Here is a 13970-nt window from a genome sequence, read left to right on the forward strand (position 1 = left end):
CCAATTTTCAAAATGCCCATTGGAATTCTCTCCTTATAGAAACGTGATTGTTTAATAGATACGCTGCACTTGCTGCTGCAAGTGCAGCGTATGGTATTACGGTTTACTGTGCAACTGCCTTGCCGTCCATCTGGCTCTTCAGGGTTGCCATGTAATCCTCGGCGGTGGTGCTGTCGATGACCTTGGTACCGCAGTCAACAAAGCTGTCTACCTTTTCGCCGTTCAGATGTGCTACAACGGTCTTAACCGCCTGATAGCCCTGATCGTAGCCGCTCTGTGCAACGGTCATGGTCTCGCCGCCATCGAGGATGGACTGTGCTGCGGTAATATTGCCGTCAAAGCCGATGAAGATGGTCTTAGCGTATGCCGGATTGTTCGCTGCTGCACGCGCTGCCGCAATTGCACAGTCGTCGTTGTGGCAGGCGATGATAGCCAGACCCTCCGGATGGCTCTGCATGATGCCTTCCATGCAGACGGTTGCCTTGTCCGCTACCGCATCAGCATACTGCACCTCGTCTGCGAGGAAGGTGCCGCCTGCGCCGTCAATGCCTTCCTGGAAACCGGTGCGGCGTGCATCTGCGGTGGAGTCACCCTGAACACCCGCAATATAAGCTGCTTCGATCTTATCCCAGCCTGCTGCCTTCGCCGCCTCGACAGCCTTTTCGCCGCCGCTTGCCGCTGCACCCTTCTGGCCGATGCCGATGAACGAAATCTTCTCCGGTGCATTAAAGTCCGTGTCGATTGCGAAGATGGGCATATCCGTGCCGCTTACCAGCGTGGAAGCCATGTCGCCCTGCAGCGGTGCGATAATCATCGCGTCATACTTGTTGGCGTGCAGATCGGTTTCGATCATGTTCTGCTGCTCATCGTATGCGGTTTCCGAGGTCGCGCCCTTCATGTCGAGCACTGCGCCGGTCTCGGCCGCCGCTTTTTCAGCGCCTGCCATCATGTACTGGGTGTATTCGTTCGAGGTGGTCTTGAACACGATGGAAATGTTGTAATTGCCATCGCCGCCCTCAGCCTGAGAGCCGCTGCCGCCGGTGGAACCGGAGGACGAGCCGCAGCCTGCGAGCATGGATGCCATCAATGCGGAGGAAACAAACAGTGCGCCGATTTTCTTCAGATAGCTCATAATAAATTCTCCTTTACAGATCAAAAAAATGTGATAAATGCTGGGGAATATGCTGTGAGATACTGCTGATTTTACGATATTAGAACTGTGCGTATTTTTCAACGTGTGCACGGGTGACTTCTGCGGACTTCTTTACGTTCTCCTCCTGCGACATCTCATAGTATGCCGGACGGAAGATCTCGATGGTGCAGCAGTCGCCGTCAAAGCCGATCTTCTTGAGCGTATCAGCGTAGCGTGCATGCGGCAGGCAGTCGCCCTCGGCACCCGGCCACAGACGCTTCTCGTCGTTGTTGTAGTAAGCGCCGCAGGGCATATCCTCGGTGCCGTTCAGGTGCCATACGAAAATCTTCTTGCCGTCCGCATTTTCGAGGGTATCCCAGCCGGAGCCCATTGCGTAGAAGTGGTACTGATCGAGCGTTACACCAACCAGCGGGCTGTTGACTTCCTCAACGATTGCGTAAGCGTCCTCGAAGCGGTTGATAGTCATGGACGGTTCGCCGCAGAACTCAAGGCTCAGGCGGATGCCGTGCGGCTCGCACTTCTTAACCATTTCCTTGAGAACAGCAACTGCATCCTCGCGGATTTCCTTGCGGGTCGGGGTCAGGCCGCGCTCCTTCATGTCCTTGCTCGGTACGACAACGATCATCTTGCAACCGAGGATGTTGCAGCGGCGGATGATCTCGTCCAGCTCAGCCATCACGGCGTCCTTTTCCTCCTGCGTCTGCTTCATGTTGAAGAAGCACAGCGCATTGTAGGAAAGCATCTTGAGGTGGTGGCTCTGGAACCATGCGCCCATCTCCTCGAGGGTGATCTTGCCGGCCTCGAGGTCGCGGTTCAGGCACTCCGACTGAATGTCAATGCAGTCGAAGCCGTATTTCTCGCACAGCTCGAGGTCCATCATAACACTGTGGTTCTTGCAGAAACGGTCATTTGCTTCATTAAATCCGAGTTTCATGGTATTGTTCTCCTTTTCTTTTCTCAATTAGGTTCTTGGTTAGACTTTAGGCAATACCGCATAATTGGACAAGAGCGATTTGCGAGTAAATTTTGCGTACTGACGAGGCGCGGTTTTGCGGTAATACTTGACGTATTACCGTGAAATCTCGGCAGCGCGGACGGAACTCGCGCAAGGAACCGAAGCCAAAGTCAGGGCACAAAATTTCCGCAAAGCGCCGCCGCTTTAATTGTGCGGTGTTGCCTTTATTATACTCATGCGGCAATGTCGATGGGCGAAAACAGAATGTAGATGCCGATCGCCAGAATGATACCGATGATACATACGATATGGCGATACTTCCACGGGGTCAGATCAACTGCGCCGACATCGGCCGGAACATATTCTTCTGTGCCGCGGTATTTGTTCAGATACCACATGATGGCAAATTCAACGATGAACAGCACAGCGATGGCGTACAGATAATGAATCGGCTCACCCGAGGTGGGGTAACAGGGCTTGATGATCATAAACGCGCCGTAAGCGATAACGTGAACAGCGGTGATGACCTTGGGCGCGTACTTCGGTGCCTTGCGGAAGATCAGCGCGCCGAGTACGGTGAACAGGATCGGCAGGGAAACGAACTGGCTCATAGAGTTGAGGAAGGTCGTGATGCCCTTGGCGAACATAACGAACGGTGCCACGCAGATAGCGACTGTACCGGCGCAGGTGCCGTAGATCTTGCCGACCTTGACACACTGCATATCCGAAGCCTTCGGATTGATGGCGGTGCGGTACAGGTCGAGGGTAAACATGGTCGATGCGGAGTTGAGCACCGAGTTGAACGAGGACAGGATCGCGCCGAACAGAACAGCAGCGAAGAAGCCCATGACCGGCTTGGGAACAACGGCGGAAACCAGTGCCGGATAAGCAAAGTCGATCGCGGAGGAACCGGCTGCCGCCAGCTTGTCCTGAATGGACGGCAGGTGGTAAGCGATAACGCCCGGCAGTACCAGATAGAAGAAGCCGATGGTCTTGAGGAAACCGCAGTAGATCGCGCCCTTCTGACCTTCCTTCAGGCTCTTTGCAGCAAGTGCGCGCTGTACAAAGGACTGATTCGTGCACCACCAGTACAGGTTGTTGAAGAACATTCCCGTGAAGATGAGCGGCCACGGCAGAGCCGGTTCAGCAGCATCCCACGAAGCCCATGCGTTGAGCTTTTCGGGTTCGGTTTGTACGAGGTATTTGACACCTTCTACAAGACCGCCGCCGGTGGTCTCGTGACCCAGCAACGTCAGCGCGAGGAACGGGATCATCAGACCGCCGATGATAAGGCCGATACCGTTGATGGTGTCGGATACGGCAACCGCTTTCAAACCGCCGAAGATGGCGTAGCAGCCGCCGATAATACCGATGACGACACACAGGATTGCGACAGCCTGGAACTTGCTGATGCCGAAGATACCGGAAATATCGAAGATATTCTCAAATACAACTGCACCGGAGTAAAGGATGACCGGCAGATTGAGGATGGAGTACATCACAACGATGACGAACGAGAACATCAGCTTGGTGCCGCGGCCAAAGCGTGCTTCCATCAGCTGCGGGATGGTGGTCGTGCCCATTTTGAGGTAGGTTGGCAGGAACCACAGCGCCAGCGCAAACAGCGTGAACAGCGCGCCAACCTCCCAGCCGATCGGGCTCATATTGGAAGCCCAGCCCTGACCGTTTGTGCCGACAAGCTGTTCTGCGGACAGGTTAGTCAGCAGCAGCGAGCCTGCAATGACAATACCCGGCAGTCCGCGCCCCGCGAGGAAGTATCCCTCGGCGGTGTCGAGCTTGTCATCTCGGGTCTTCCACGCTGAAATGACTGCCACCATGACGGTGAAAAACAGGAAGCTCAGCGCGATCCAGATCATGGAACTGAAAAATGACATTTTGTTTCTCTCACTCTCTTTTGGGGAATTTTTCGGTTTTGTGAATGGCCTTGTTCACTTGACAATCACAGAATATCACAGTGGATTTCCGGTTGCAATAGCTTGGGCGCACTATCATTTATCCGTGCATTATATCGTGATTATGCATATTAAGATTGCGAGTGTTTATGATATTATGCATAAAAATAGCGCTATCATTGTATCATTGGCGATGTGCGGTACAACATTTTCGTGCAGATGTAACATCTGGCGCACGGCTGTATTTTATGATATAGTATAAGTACAGATAACGCAGGAGAGTGATTTTATGGTAACGATGCAGCAGATTGCTGACCGCTGCGGGGTGTCGCGCGGAACGGTGGACCGCGCCCTGCACCACAAGGAGGGCGTGCGCGAGGAAGTCGCGGAACGCATCCGCGCGACGGCGCGTGAAATGGGTTATATCTCAAACCGCCTCGTCATGCAGCAGACGCAGCAGTGGAAGATCGGCGTGGTGCTCCACTCCGACCATTCGCCCTTCGTGCAGATGCTGTGCGAGCTGTTCGAGAGCTTTTCCGAGCGTGAGCTTCTCCCGAACATCACGGTCATTGTGCGCGCGATGCAGGACACGGATGTGCAGCATCAGCTGACGCTGATCGATGAGCTGGTAACGACCGAGCACATCGACGGCCTCGCGCTCATGCCGCTCGCGAACACGCTCGTGCGCGACAGGATAAACACGCTCAGTGAGCAGCAGGGCATCCCTGTCGTGACGCTCAACACGGATATCACCGATGCGAACCGCATCGCCTATGTTGGCACGGACAACATCGCGAGCGGCCGCGCCGCCGCCGCACTGCTCGGCATGGTCATGCAGGGGCACGGCAGCGTGCTGCCGATTCTGGGGCAGCGCAGCGGTCACTATGCCGACTCGCAGCGTTTTACCGGCTTCAGCACCGAAATGGCGGAGAGTTTTCCGGATATCCGGGTTCTGCACCCGGAATGCTCGTTTCTCGACGAAAGCCTTTCCGAGCGCATCGCTATGCGCGCCATTCAGTCGGACAGCGAGCTGCGCGGCATCTATCTGACCTCCGCAGGACGGGAGGGCGTTTACCGCGCCGTGCACGCCGCACACCGCAGCGAAAAGCTGCACATCGTCGTTCACGATGTCACCGAGGGCAACATCAAAATGGTAAAAAACGGTACGGTCGATTTCATCATCGGGCAGGACGTCAAAACACAGGGCACGCTCCCGATCCGCCTGCTCTACGACTACCTCGAGCGCCACCAGTTCCCCAGAGAGCGCATGAATATGACGGATATTACGATTAAATTCCGCGGGAATGTGTAAAAATTCATGCTTTTTTCAAATAGATTGCAAGACCATAAAAAGAGCGTATAGCAATTTCAAGCTATACGCTCTGAGACTGTCGAAAAACTTCGTTTTTCCGACAATCTGTGTTTTGACTTCGCAAAACACGGACGTCCGAAATTTCCCATTCGGAAACTTTCTCCCTCTTAAAGTATAAAAACCGAGGTACACGCCCCCGGTTTTTATGAATTTGCTTTGAAATTCTATTAAATGCGTGCTACCGCACGAAGCGTAAAAATTAAAATAATACTTTTTTGACAGATTGAGAGCGTATAGCAATTTCAAGCTATACGCTCTCGTTTTATTTTACTAATAATAAACCAATATTTTTATTATACACTTGTTTCGAGAAAACTACGGTATTTTGCAGAATCTGCGGGATTGCTGAAACCGAAAATGCTTCAAAATTCGGAGTAAGAAACCTTGGTAGCGACCCTCTTGTACGCCTGCGCCGCGCAGGCGTAGAATCGTTAAAAACAGCGTAAAGTTATATCTAATGATAATATAACTAAAAGTAATCTATAATAAGGAAAGAAAATATAACAAAAAGTATAAAAATACAATTTGACAATCCGAACCCATGGGCATATAATTAGAAAGCAAACTGTTTGAATTAGAACAAAGGAGAACGCAATGGAATTTTCCACCCATTACCTGCTCATGGCTGACCATGCCATGCTGCAGAAACTTGTCATGTCGCGCATCAAACCGCTCGGTCTGACCACCGGCCAACCTAAAGTGCTGGACTTTCTGCAGGATCACGACGGTGCCATGCAAAAGGATATCGCCCAGGGCTGCCATATCGAGCCGTCCTCGCTTTCTACCATCCTCGGGGGAATGGAACGCGCCGGACTGCTTGAACGCAGCACACGCGACGAAAACCGCCGTACGGTGTATGTCCGCCTGACCGACCTCGGCCGGGAACAGTGCCGCCGCTTGAATGATATCTTTGCAGCCGCAGAAGAGGAGGCGCTGCGCGGCTTCTCACTGCAGGAGATGCAGCAGTTACAGGCCCTGCTTGAACGCATTTATCGCAATCTAAACAACTAAAAGGGGATAAAATAGGCATGAAAGGCTCTAAACTCGGTATTCGGCTGCTGTATTACTTCGGCGGCTTCTTCGTCATGACTATCGGCATTGCACTGTCGGTCAAGTCCAATCTCGGCGTGTCGCCGGTCAGCTCCATCCCATACACCATGACCTGTGTCTGGGGCATTGAGATGGGCGTTGCGACCGTCATTTTCCACGTTATTCTGGTCATCCTGCAAATGCTGCTGATGCGCCGCCGCTTTGAATGCAAAAACCTGCTGCAGATTCCGGTCGGCATGGTGTTCGGCGCATTCACAACCACCTGCAACACGCTCGCGGCAATGTTTCCCTCGACGGACAACCTGATTATCCGTTTGCTGATGTGCTGGATTGCCACTGTCTTCGTTGCAATCGGCATCTTTTTCTACGTTCCGGCGGATATTATGCCGCTGGCCGGTGAAGGCGCTATGCTGGCCATCTCCACGCTGACCGGCAAGCCGTTCCCGACCGTCAAAATCGCGTTTGACGTATCCATGGTGTGCATTTCGCTCATCACCTGCCTGATCTTCCTGCACGGACTGGGCAGCGTTGGTATTGGTACGGTTATCGCGGCGCTGCTTGTCGGTATCGAGCTGCGCATGATTACGCATCGGTTTGGTCGCTGGCGCGATAAGCTGCTCGGCAAACAATCCGAAATCTGAGGCAACACCGCAGTTTAATTATGCGGTGTTACCTAAAAATCCCTCTCTTTCTCGCAAAAAGAGAGGGATTTGTTTATGTTCTGCGCATTTTCAGCAGCCGGATGTCATCACCGAAGAACCGCAGCGGCAGGAACTCGCCGAGCAGGCGGGAGGCCACGGCAGGCGAGTATTTCTCGCTGAGCGTTTCCGGCAGCAGGTTGGTGTTGATGATCATGGGGCGCTTAGCCATCAGGCGGTTGTTGATCAGGTTGTACAGCGCGGAAACCGTAAAGGCAGTACCCATTTCGGTGCCCATATCGTCGATAATGAGCAGATCGGCGCGTTCGTAGCGTGCAGCGCGTTCTGCGGCGGCTTCGCCGTCACCGGAGCCGAATTTGATGGTCTCATACGCGGCAACAATGTTGATGGCGGTGTCGTAGGCCACGGAAAATCCGCGTGCGGAGACCGCCTCGGCAATGCAGGTAGAGAGAAAGGTCTTACCCAGACCGGTCGAGCCGAACAGCAGCAGATTGGGGGAATCCTTGCCGAATTTTGCGGCATAAGCCTTGCATTCGCCTAGATTATATTCCATATTTTCGCGCGGCGAAATACCGCTGCGGCCATCCGGGCGGGTGGAGTAAAAGCTCATGTCGAACTTGGAAAAGTTCTGATCGGCAATCGGCAGCACCGAGGAAAGCTGCTCCTTGAGCAGCTTGGCGTAGCGCGCCTTGACGCACTCGCAGGTCGCACTGCCGGCGTAGCCGGTGTCGCCGCATTTCGGGCACAGCGGCTTGTCGGTCAGATAATCGGCGGGAAGTCCAAGCTGCCGGAGCAGGTCGCCGCGTTCCTCCTGCAGACCGAGATTGCGGTCGCGCAGCTTTTCGATTGCAGCAGTCGGGTCTCCGCCGGACTCCATTGCGGCCCGCAGAACGGACGCTGCCGTGGTGCTCAGCTCGCGGTCGATTGCGCGGATACGCGGCTCGCGTGTGTAAATCTCACGCCGGCGCGCTTCCAGCTCCTCGGTGTGAGTCGTGCGCTCGCGTTCCAGCTCGCGTCGTGCGGCGGCGAGCAGTTTTTTATCGTATGCCATAGGTTATTCCTCCGTGTTGCGGCGATGACTGCGCACGCGTGCAGCCCAGTCCTGCTCCCAAGCGGCGAGCGTGGAGCTGTCGGTCGGCTGTGTGGGTGTCTGACCGACGGCGGCAGGCACGGCAGACACGGCAGACGTGCGGGTTTCCGGCTCGAGAGCGGTGATTTCGCTGACCGTATGTACGCCCGCATTGTCCCATCGGCGCAGAATGCCGAGCGTGTAATCCAGACTTTTGTGTCCCTGCTTTTGACCGGTGCGGTGCACCGCCAGTTCCACTGCGTCGGCAGGGAAGCCGTGCGCCAGTGCAAAGCGGCAGACGCGCTGCTCCTTGGGCGCAGGCTGCTCGATATCCGCACCGAGTGCACGGTAGATCGCCTCGCTGAGCGGTTTTTCATCCGCGCGGCGTGTCAGGTACTGCTGGGCCGCCTGCGCGGTGACAATGCCCATATCGGCCCACTGGTTGGCTTCTCGGCGCAGATCGGTCGTGCGGACCGTGCCCTTTTCGCTTTTCAGATAGCTGAGCAGCTCAATCGTTGCGCCTGCGTCCAGACCGAGATAGTCGTAAATTGTCAGCAGACAGCGCAGCTGACCCTCGGTCAGCGCACGGCCTGTAATGCCCTCTGCTGCGTCACAAAGGCCGGAGAAGGTCTGGTCATCCAGACGGGCGCGGCGCAGCTCATCGCCGGTGTAGCGCGGCGCTTCGGCGGATTTGTCGGTTGCTGCTTTGGTTTTTTCTGTCGGCGCGATCAGGTTGTTGAGCGTAAATGCCGCACGTTCGTAGCGGTCGGCGCTCAGACGCAGGGCACGCGCTGCAGCGGAGCCGTCCGTGCCGCCGTGCCGCAGGATATAAAGATACAGCAGCGCCGCGTCGCCGTCGCCGACCGCGATCAGCTTGTCAAGCATGTCGCAGCGTGCTACGCGCAGTTCGCCCTCGGGCAGCAGCACAGAGGTCATGGGCTTGTCCTTCTTTCCGGTGGATTTTGGTGTACCCCTCATTATAGCATAAATCCCTCTTCATTTGAAGAGGGAAGAATTGTGCGGTTCGACAGGATATGATACAATATATAGGTAAAATCGAGGGGAAACCTCGGTTTTTGGCGCAGCCAGTATAACGTTGATTCAAGTAAGCAAAAAGAAATGACCGCCCTACCTCACAAGTATGCGGTCAATTTCTTTTGACTAAAACGTGAGAGAGTAACCGTCAACCGGCTGCGCTCTTTTTCTATCTTCATTATAGTAGTTTTAAGGGGAAAGTCAATATGGGTTTATTTGCGTGATTTGCGGTGATTATCATCATATAAACCGAGATATTGCCGCCGAATTGTCCGCTTACGCAGGCAAATCACGGTTCGGCGAAGCTGACTGCAGCCTTCGCAGATATCTTTGCTCCAAGAGAGTGAAACATCCCATTTGGTATAGCAGGTGCCCTCCAGACGGTTGAGACAATCCAGACAAAATTCAGCCATAAGCTCACCTCACACACATTATACTCAATATATTAGGCATAGTCAATATATTAGGTCGTGTTATGTTGTGCGTGAGGTGATCGTACATGATCAGTTACGCTCCGTTTTACCGGACGCTTTTAGAAAAAGGCGTTACAGAATACCATTTAATTTACAAACAGGGCTTTTCCGCCAATATTCTGCACCGCATGAAGCACGGTAAAACAATCACACTGAAAACGCTGGATACATTGTGCTTTATCCTAAACTGCAGTGTTTCGGACATTATCGAGTATATCCCGGATGAATAAAAAGGCTTCGGAGCATCGCTCCGAAGCCTTTTTTCTATTTCAGCCGAAATTCAATTACAGAATCTTCTCTTCCGGCTTAACATCCTTCATAGACAGGTTTACACGGCCCTTGTCGTCGATCTCCATGACCTTGACCCAAACCATGTCGCCTTCCTTGACAGCGTCCTCGACCTTCTCGATGCGGTGGTCAGCCATCTTGGAGATGTGAACCATGCCGTCCTTGCCCGGCAGCAGGTTTACGAATGCGCCGAAGTTCATCAGACGAACGACCTTGCCGTAGTAGATCTCGCCCGGCTCCGGCTCCTTGACGATCGCTTCGATCATCTTCTTCGCCTTGTCAGCGTCGGTTGCCTTAACAGCAGCGATGGTAACAGTACCGTCGTCCTCGATGTCAACCTTTGCACCGGACTCAGCAACGATGTTCTGGATTACAGAGCCGCCCTTGCCGATAACCTCGCGGATCTTGTCCGGGTTGATGTGCATGGTGGTCATCTTCGGTGCCCAGTCGGAAACGTCCTCACGCGGCTGCGGGATAGCCTTGAGCATGATCTCGTCCAGAATACCGTAGCGGGCTACGCGGCACTTCTCGAACGCCTGCTTGATGATGTTCGGGGTCAGACCGTCAACCTTGATATCAACCTGAATAGCGGTGATGCCCTTCTTGGTACCTGCTACCTTGAAGTCCATATCGCCGTAGAAGTCCTCAACGCCCTGAATATCGGTGAAGGTGGTCTCCTGACCGCCATCGGTGATCAGACCGCAGGAAATACCGGCAACCGGTGCCTTGATCGGAACACCGGCGTCCATCAGAGCCAGTGTGGAACCGCAGACAGAGCCCTGAGAGGTGGAGCCGTTGGAGGAAATAACCTCGGAAACCAGACGCAGAGCGTACGGGAACTCGCTTACCGGCGGGATAACCGGCAGCAGAGCGCGCTCAGCCAGTGCGCCGTGACCGATCTCACGACGGCCGGGGCCGCGGGACGGACGGGTTTCGCCAACAGAGAAGGACGGGAAGTTGTAGTGGTGGATATAACGCTTCTCCTTCTCCTCGAAGATGGTGTCCAACTCCTGCGCATCGCCCAGAGTACCCAGGGTGCAGAGCGTCAGAACCTGCGTCTGACCGCGGGTGAACATGCCGGAACCGTGTACGCGCGGCAGAACGTGAACCTCGGCAGCCAGCGGACGAACCTCTTCCATGCCGCGGCCATCTACGCGCTTGCCGTTTGCCAGCCAGCGGCGAACGATCTTCTTCTGCAGCTTGTCTACGCACTCGCCAAGGTTAGCGCCGTGCTCTTCCTTGTACTCTTCGTCCAGAGTTGCTTCAAACTCGTCAACGATAGCGCGCACGCCGGCGTCACGAACGGTCTTGTCGTCGGTATCCATAGCAACCTCGAACTTGTCGTTGCAGGCTGCCTCGAGCTTGTCGAACAGGTCGTGGTCGATGTCATGATGCTCGTACTCGAACTTCGGCTTGCCGATCTCGTCCTTGATGGACTGGATGAATGCGCAAACCTTCTTCAGCTCCTCATGTGCTTCCATGAGTGCGTTGAACATATCGTCCTCCGGAACTTCCTGTGCACCGGCCTCGATCATAACGATCTTGTCCTTGGTAGCACACAGGGTAACGTCCATCTCGGATACCTTGCGCTGCTCGGAGGTCGGGTTGATAACGGTCTTGCCGTCAACGATGCCAACCTGGCAGCCGGCTACAACGTAGTCGAACGGAATATCAGAGATAGAAACTGCGATGGAAGCGCCCAGCAGAGCAACTACCTCCGGAGAGTTGTCGTAGTCGTTCTCCAGAACGGTGCAGACGATGGAAACGTCGTTGCGCAAGTCCTTCGGGAACAGCGGACGCATCGGACGGTCGATCTGACGAGAGGACAGGATCGCCTTCTCGGACGGACGGCCCTCACGGCGCATGAACGAGCCGGGAATGCGGCCTACGGCGTACATACGCTCCTCAAAGTCAACGGAGAGCGGGAAGAAGTCGATGCCGTCGCGCGGCTTTGCGGAAGCGGTAGCGGTAACGAGCACTGCGGTTTCGCCGTAGCGAACGAGGCAGGAGCCGTTAGCGAGCTGTGCCATCTTGCCGGTTTCGACGGTCAGCTTGCGGCCGGCGATCTCGGTCTCAAAAACGCGGTAGTTTTTGAAGTCAAAGTGGTTGATGTTTGCCATTTTGTTTCCTCCTTTAATCGTTTGGGGAGGGCGGCAGCAGCTTTTTTAGCACTTGAAACAAAAACCAAGCGGAATGGAAAAATGGAGAATTGCTGTATCGCGCAAGGAGAGCGCTATTTCCATTTTCAATTCCAAATCATGCTCTGCATGATTTGGTCTCTCTTTCAACTGCTAAAAAGCGATAATGCCGCCCAGCTTAAAATACAGAAACAGGGGAGCAGACTGCTCCCCTATTTTCGCATTTTCTTACTTACGGATACCCAGCTTAGCGATCAGGGCACGGTAACGGTTGATGTCCTTCTTCTGCAGGTAAGCCAGCATAGAACGGCGCTGACCAACCATCTTCAGCAGACCGCGGCGAGAGTGGTTATCCTTCTTGTGTACCTTCAGGTGCTCGGTCAGCTCCTTGATGCGGGCGGTCAGGATTGCAACCTGAACCTCCGGGGAACCGGTGTCGGTAGCGTGGGTACGGTTTGCCTCGATAACGGCAGTCTTGTCTTCCTTACGGATCATGTCGGTAGTTCACCTTTCATAAATAAAATTTTACTCACCCACAGGCCGGGCCGCGGCTTGGTGAATGGGGGCGATAAGAACGCTCCCTTTGTCCGTCAGCTAAGCGCGGGGCGAAAGTATATTTATATTACCATGAAAATGACTGTTTGTAAAGCGATTTTCGCGGATTTCAGCATAAAATCTCGAAAGCAGACGCGCGTTTGACGAAAAAACAGGCATGTTTTTGTACAAGTTGTCAGTTTCTGCGGAATACTGCTGCGTGAATTGTCGGATTGTACAATTATGAATGAATTGTAAATGTGATTTTGGCACATTTGAATCTTGTCCGGCGAGAGGCAGAGTGCTATAATTACTACCATCATCGGTGGAGGGCTTGAGAGTTCTTCTCGCTCGCTGCCGTTTTTATTTATTGCTAAGAAACGCGACGGGGCGGTGCAGCAGCGCGGCCTGATGTCGCGTTTTTATTCGTTTTGGGGTACGTTTTTCCGAACGGAAAAACGGGATCGCATACCTGTTTTCTGTGGGTGCTAACCCTCAGCCTGTGGCCCAAAGGATAGACACCAAGGTTTCTATCCTCTTGGGACTACGGTTTCCTTTATTTCTTAGTCTGGTGAAAATCGGAGAGCGGCAACCGCTCCGAAAAAGGGGAGCGGCAGAGAATCTTTTTTACCGTAGGGGCGCACATTGTGCGCCCTTTTTCCGTTCTGCACAAACAAAACCGCGCGCCTATGGCGATTTTCCACAAACAGAGGAACACCAAACTTTGTGAAAAACCGCCTTTGCGGAAAATTCTGTTTTCAGTATAATAAATATGTAAAAACGACTGTATATATTGTTTTTTGCGTATTTCATCTACAAAACAGGAGGAATGGACATGAAGCGGATTAAGGCGGCGTGCATTTGTCAGACCCTGCATTTTCAGCTGAAGGAGGATTTGGAGCACAGTATTGCGGTGCGCCTGGTGCGCGAGGAAGTCGAGCACTACAAGCAGGCATTGGAGCGCAACCGCACGCGCCATAAGATCGTAGACGAGGCGGAGCAGGAGGATGGTTCGGTAGTCATTCGTATCATCAAGCAGTACAACCGGAGTCTGGTAGGCGATTATCTGGATTGAAAAGAGCCTGTCTGCAACGCAGACAGGCTCTTTCTCTTTATTTTGTGCCGAAAAAAGCCGCAGAGCAATGCTCTGCGGCTTTTCTTATACAATCAGAAGCAGCGTGCTGCGCTTTCCGCGGGCATGGCGGATGTTGCAAGCGGGGCTCCAAAACCCGCCGCAAACCGGGAGGTCGCAGGCAGCACGGCGCTTCAAAAAGCAATCAGATGATTACTTGGACTCCTTAGCAGCCTTGATTGCGTCGATCATCATCGGA

General features: G+C 53.8%; 14 protein-coding genes. 7 read left to right on the forward strand and 7 right to left on the reverse strand.

The window, feature by feature from the left end; all coding sequences use genetic code 11:
- Positions 1-103: 103 nt before the first annotated feature.
- The 3 genes from PG722_RS13250 to PG722_RS13260 all read right to left on the reverse strand — a co-directional run bounded on the left by PG722_RS13250 (position 104) and on the right by PG722_RS13260 (position 4003).
- Positions 104-1132 carry a sugar ABC transporter substrate-binding protein gene (locus tag PG722_RS13250; protein ID WP_270580821.1) on the reverse strand — a complete coding sequence of 343 codons (1029 nt, stop codon included), beginning with the start codon at positions 1130-1132 and terminating at the stop codon, positions 104-106.
- A gap of 79 nt (positions 1133-1211) precedes the next feature.
- Positions 1212-2087, reverse strand: coding sequence for a sugar phosphate isomerase/epimerase family protein (locus tag PG722_RS13255; RefSeq protein ID WP_118361882.1), 876 nt, complete (start codon positions 2085-2087; stop codon positions 1212-1214).
- A 254-nt stretch (positions 2088-2341) separates the two neighbouring features.
- Positions 2342-4003, reverse strand: a complete 1662-nt coding sequence (locus PG722_RS13260; protein ID WP_270580822.1) for a solute:sodium symporter family transporter — start codon at positions 4001-4003, stop codon at positions 2342-2344.
- Here PG722_RS13260 and PG722_RS13265 point away from each other — a divergent pair.
- From PG722_RS13265 to PG722_RS13280, 4 genes are all read left to right on the forward strand, one after another.
- Positions 3984-4283 (forward strand): hypothetical protein, encoded by a 300-nt coding sequence (locus tag PG722_RS13265; RefSeq protein WP_118481354.1) that lies wholly within the window; start codon positions 3984-3986, stop codon positions 4281-4283. The two genes, PG722_RS13260 and PG722_RS13265, sit on opposite strands and share 20 nt — an antisense overlap.
- A gap of 27 nt (positions 4284-4310) precedes the next feature.
- Positions 4311-5333, forward strand: coding sequence for a LacI family DNA-binding transcriptional regulator (locus tag PG722_RS13270; RefSeq protein ID WP_118361876.1), 1023 nt, complete (start codon positions 4311-4313; stop codon positions 5331-5333).
- A gap of 654 nt (positions 5334-5987) precedes the next feature.
- A complete protein-coding gene (locus PG722_RS13275; protein WP_270580823.1) occupies positions 5988-6404 on the forward strand; it encodes a MarR family winged helix-turn-helix transcriptional regulator in 417 nt (138 codons plus the stop codon).
- Positions 6405-6421: 17 nt separating this feature from the next.
- Positions 6422-7084, forward strand: a complete 663-nt coding sequence (locus tag PG722_RS13280) for a YczE/YyaS/YitT family protein (protein ID WP_118481356.1) — start codon at positions 6422-6424, stop codon at positions 7082-7084.
- A 73-nt stretch (positions 7085-7157) separates the two neighbouring features.
- On the opposite strand, the gene PG722_RS13285 is transcribed toward PG722_RS13280, so the two are convergent.
- Positions 7158-8153, reverse strand: coding sequence for an ATP-binding protein (locus PG722_RS13285; RefSeq protein WP_270580824.1), 996 nt, complete (start codon positions 8151-8153; stop codon positions 7158-7160).
- A gap of 3 nt (positions 8154-8156) precedes the next feature.
- Positions 8157-9149 carry a DnaD domain protein gene (locus PG722_RS13290; RefSeq protein WP_270580825.1) on the reverse strand — a complete coding sequence of 331 codons (993 nt, stop codon included), beginning with the start codon at positions 9147-9149 and terminating at the stop codon, positions 8157-8159.
- Positions 9150-9705: 556 nt separating this feature from the next.
- On the opposite strand from PG722_RS13290, the gene PG722_RS13295 reads away from it, so the two are divergent.
- Positions 9706-9909, forward strand: coding sequence for a helix-turn-helix domain-containing protein (locus PG722_RS13295; RefSeq protein WP_110435853.1), 204 nt, complete (start codon positions 9706-9708; stop codon positions 9907-9909).
- A 54-nt stretch (positions 9910-9963) separates the two neighbouring features.
- Here the strand turns inward: PG722_RS13295 and PG722_RS13300 are convergent, their stop codons facing one another.
- Together PG722_RS13300 and rpsO are read right to left on the reverse strand one after the other, a co-directional pair.
- On the reverse strand, positions 9964-12087 hold the full coding sequence (locus PG722_RS13300) for a polyribonucleotide nucleotidyltransferase (protein ID WP_118361866.1): 2124 nt from the start codon (positions 12085-12087) through the stop codon (positions 9964-9966).
- 246 nt (positions 12088-12333) lie between these two features.
- A complete protein-coding gene (gene rpsO / locus PG722_RS13305; RefSeq protein WP_110435855.1) occupies positions 12334-12600 on the reverse strand; it encodes a 30S ribosomal protein S15 in 267 nt (88 codons plus the stop codon).
- A gap of 874 nt (positions 12601-13474) precedes the next feature.
- Between rpsO and PG722_RS13310 the strand changes: the two genes are divergently transcribed.
- On the forward strand, positions 13475-13714 hold the full coding sequence (locus tag PG722_RS13310) for a hypothetical protein (RefSeq protein ID WP_270580827.1): 240 nt from the start codon (positions 13475-13477) through the stop codon (positions 13712-13714).
- A gap of 67 nt (positions 13715-13781) precedes the next feature.
- A partial coding sequence (locus PG722_RS13315) for a hypothetical protein (RefSeq protein WP_270580828.1) occupies positions 13782-13970 on the forward strand: 189 nt, incomplete at its 3' end.

It is taken from the genome of Butyricicoccus sp. OF27-2pH9A, from assembly GCF_027693185.1.
Taxonomy (GTDB): Bacteria; Bacillota; Clostridia; order Oscillospirales; family Butyricicoccaceae; genus Agathobaculum; species Agathobaculum butyriciproducens.

What these genes read in the sequence shown, in the direction of transcription:
- PG722_RS13250 (WP_270580821.1), bottom strand. Translation starts at nt 1,132, where the DNA reads ATGAGCTATCTGAAGAAAATCGGCGCACTGTTTGTTTCCTCCGCATTG.
- PG722_RS13255 (WP_118361882.1), bottom strand. Translation starts at nt 2,087, where the DNA reads ATGAAACTCGGATTTAATGAAGCAAATGACCGTTTCTGCAAGAACCAC.
- PG722_RS13265 (WP_118481354.1), top strand. Translation starts at nt 3,984, where the DNA reads ATGGAACTGAAAAATGACATTTTGTTTCTCTCACTCTCTTTTGGGGAA.
- PG722_RS13260 (WP_270580822.1), bottom strand. Translation starts at nt 4,003, where the DNA reads ATGTCATTTTTCAGTTCCATGATCTGGATCGCGCTGAGCTTCCTGTTT.
- PG722_RS13270 (WP_118361876.1), top strand. Translation starts at nt 4,311, where the DNA reads ATGGTAACGATGCAGCAGATTGCTGACCGCTGCGGGGTGTCGCGCGGA.
- PG722_RS13275 (WP_270580823.1), top strand. Translation starts at nt 5,988, where the DNA reads ATGGAATTTTCCACCCATTACCTGCTCATGGCTGACCATGCCATGCTG.
- PG722_RS13280 (WP_118481356.1), top strand. Translation starts at nt 6,422, where the DNA reads ATGAAAGGCTCTAAACTCGGTATTCGGCTGCTGTATTACTTCGGCGGC.
- PG722_RS13285 (WP_270580824.1), bottom strand. Translation starts at nt 8,153, where the DNA reads ATGGCATACGATAAAAAACTGCTCGCCGCCGCACGACGCGAGCTGGAA.
- PG722_RS13290 (WP_270580825.1), bottom strand. Translation starts at nt 9,149, where the DNA reads ATGAGGGGTACACCAAAATCCACCGGAAAGAAGGACAAGCCCATGACC.
- PG722_RS13295 (WP_110435853.1), top strand. Translation starts at nt 9,706, where the DNA reads ATGATCAGTTACGCTCCGTTTTACCGGACGCTTTTAGAAAAAGGCGTT.
- PG722_RS13300 (WP_118361866.1), bottom strand. Translation starts at nt 12,087, where the DNA reads ATGGCAAACATCAACCACTTTGACTTCAAAAACTACCGCGTTTTTGAG.
- rpsO (WP_110435855.1), bottom strand. Translation starts at nt 12,600, where the DNA reads ATGATCCGTAAGGAAGACAAGACTGCCGTTATCGAGGCAAACCGTACC.
- PG722_RS13310 (WP_270580827.1), top strand. Translation starts at nt 13,475, where the DNA reads ATGAAGCGGATTAAGGCGGCGTGCATTTGTCAGACCCTGCATTTTCAG.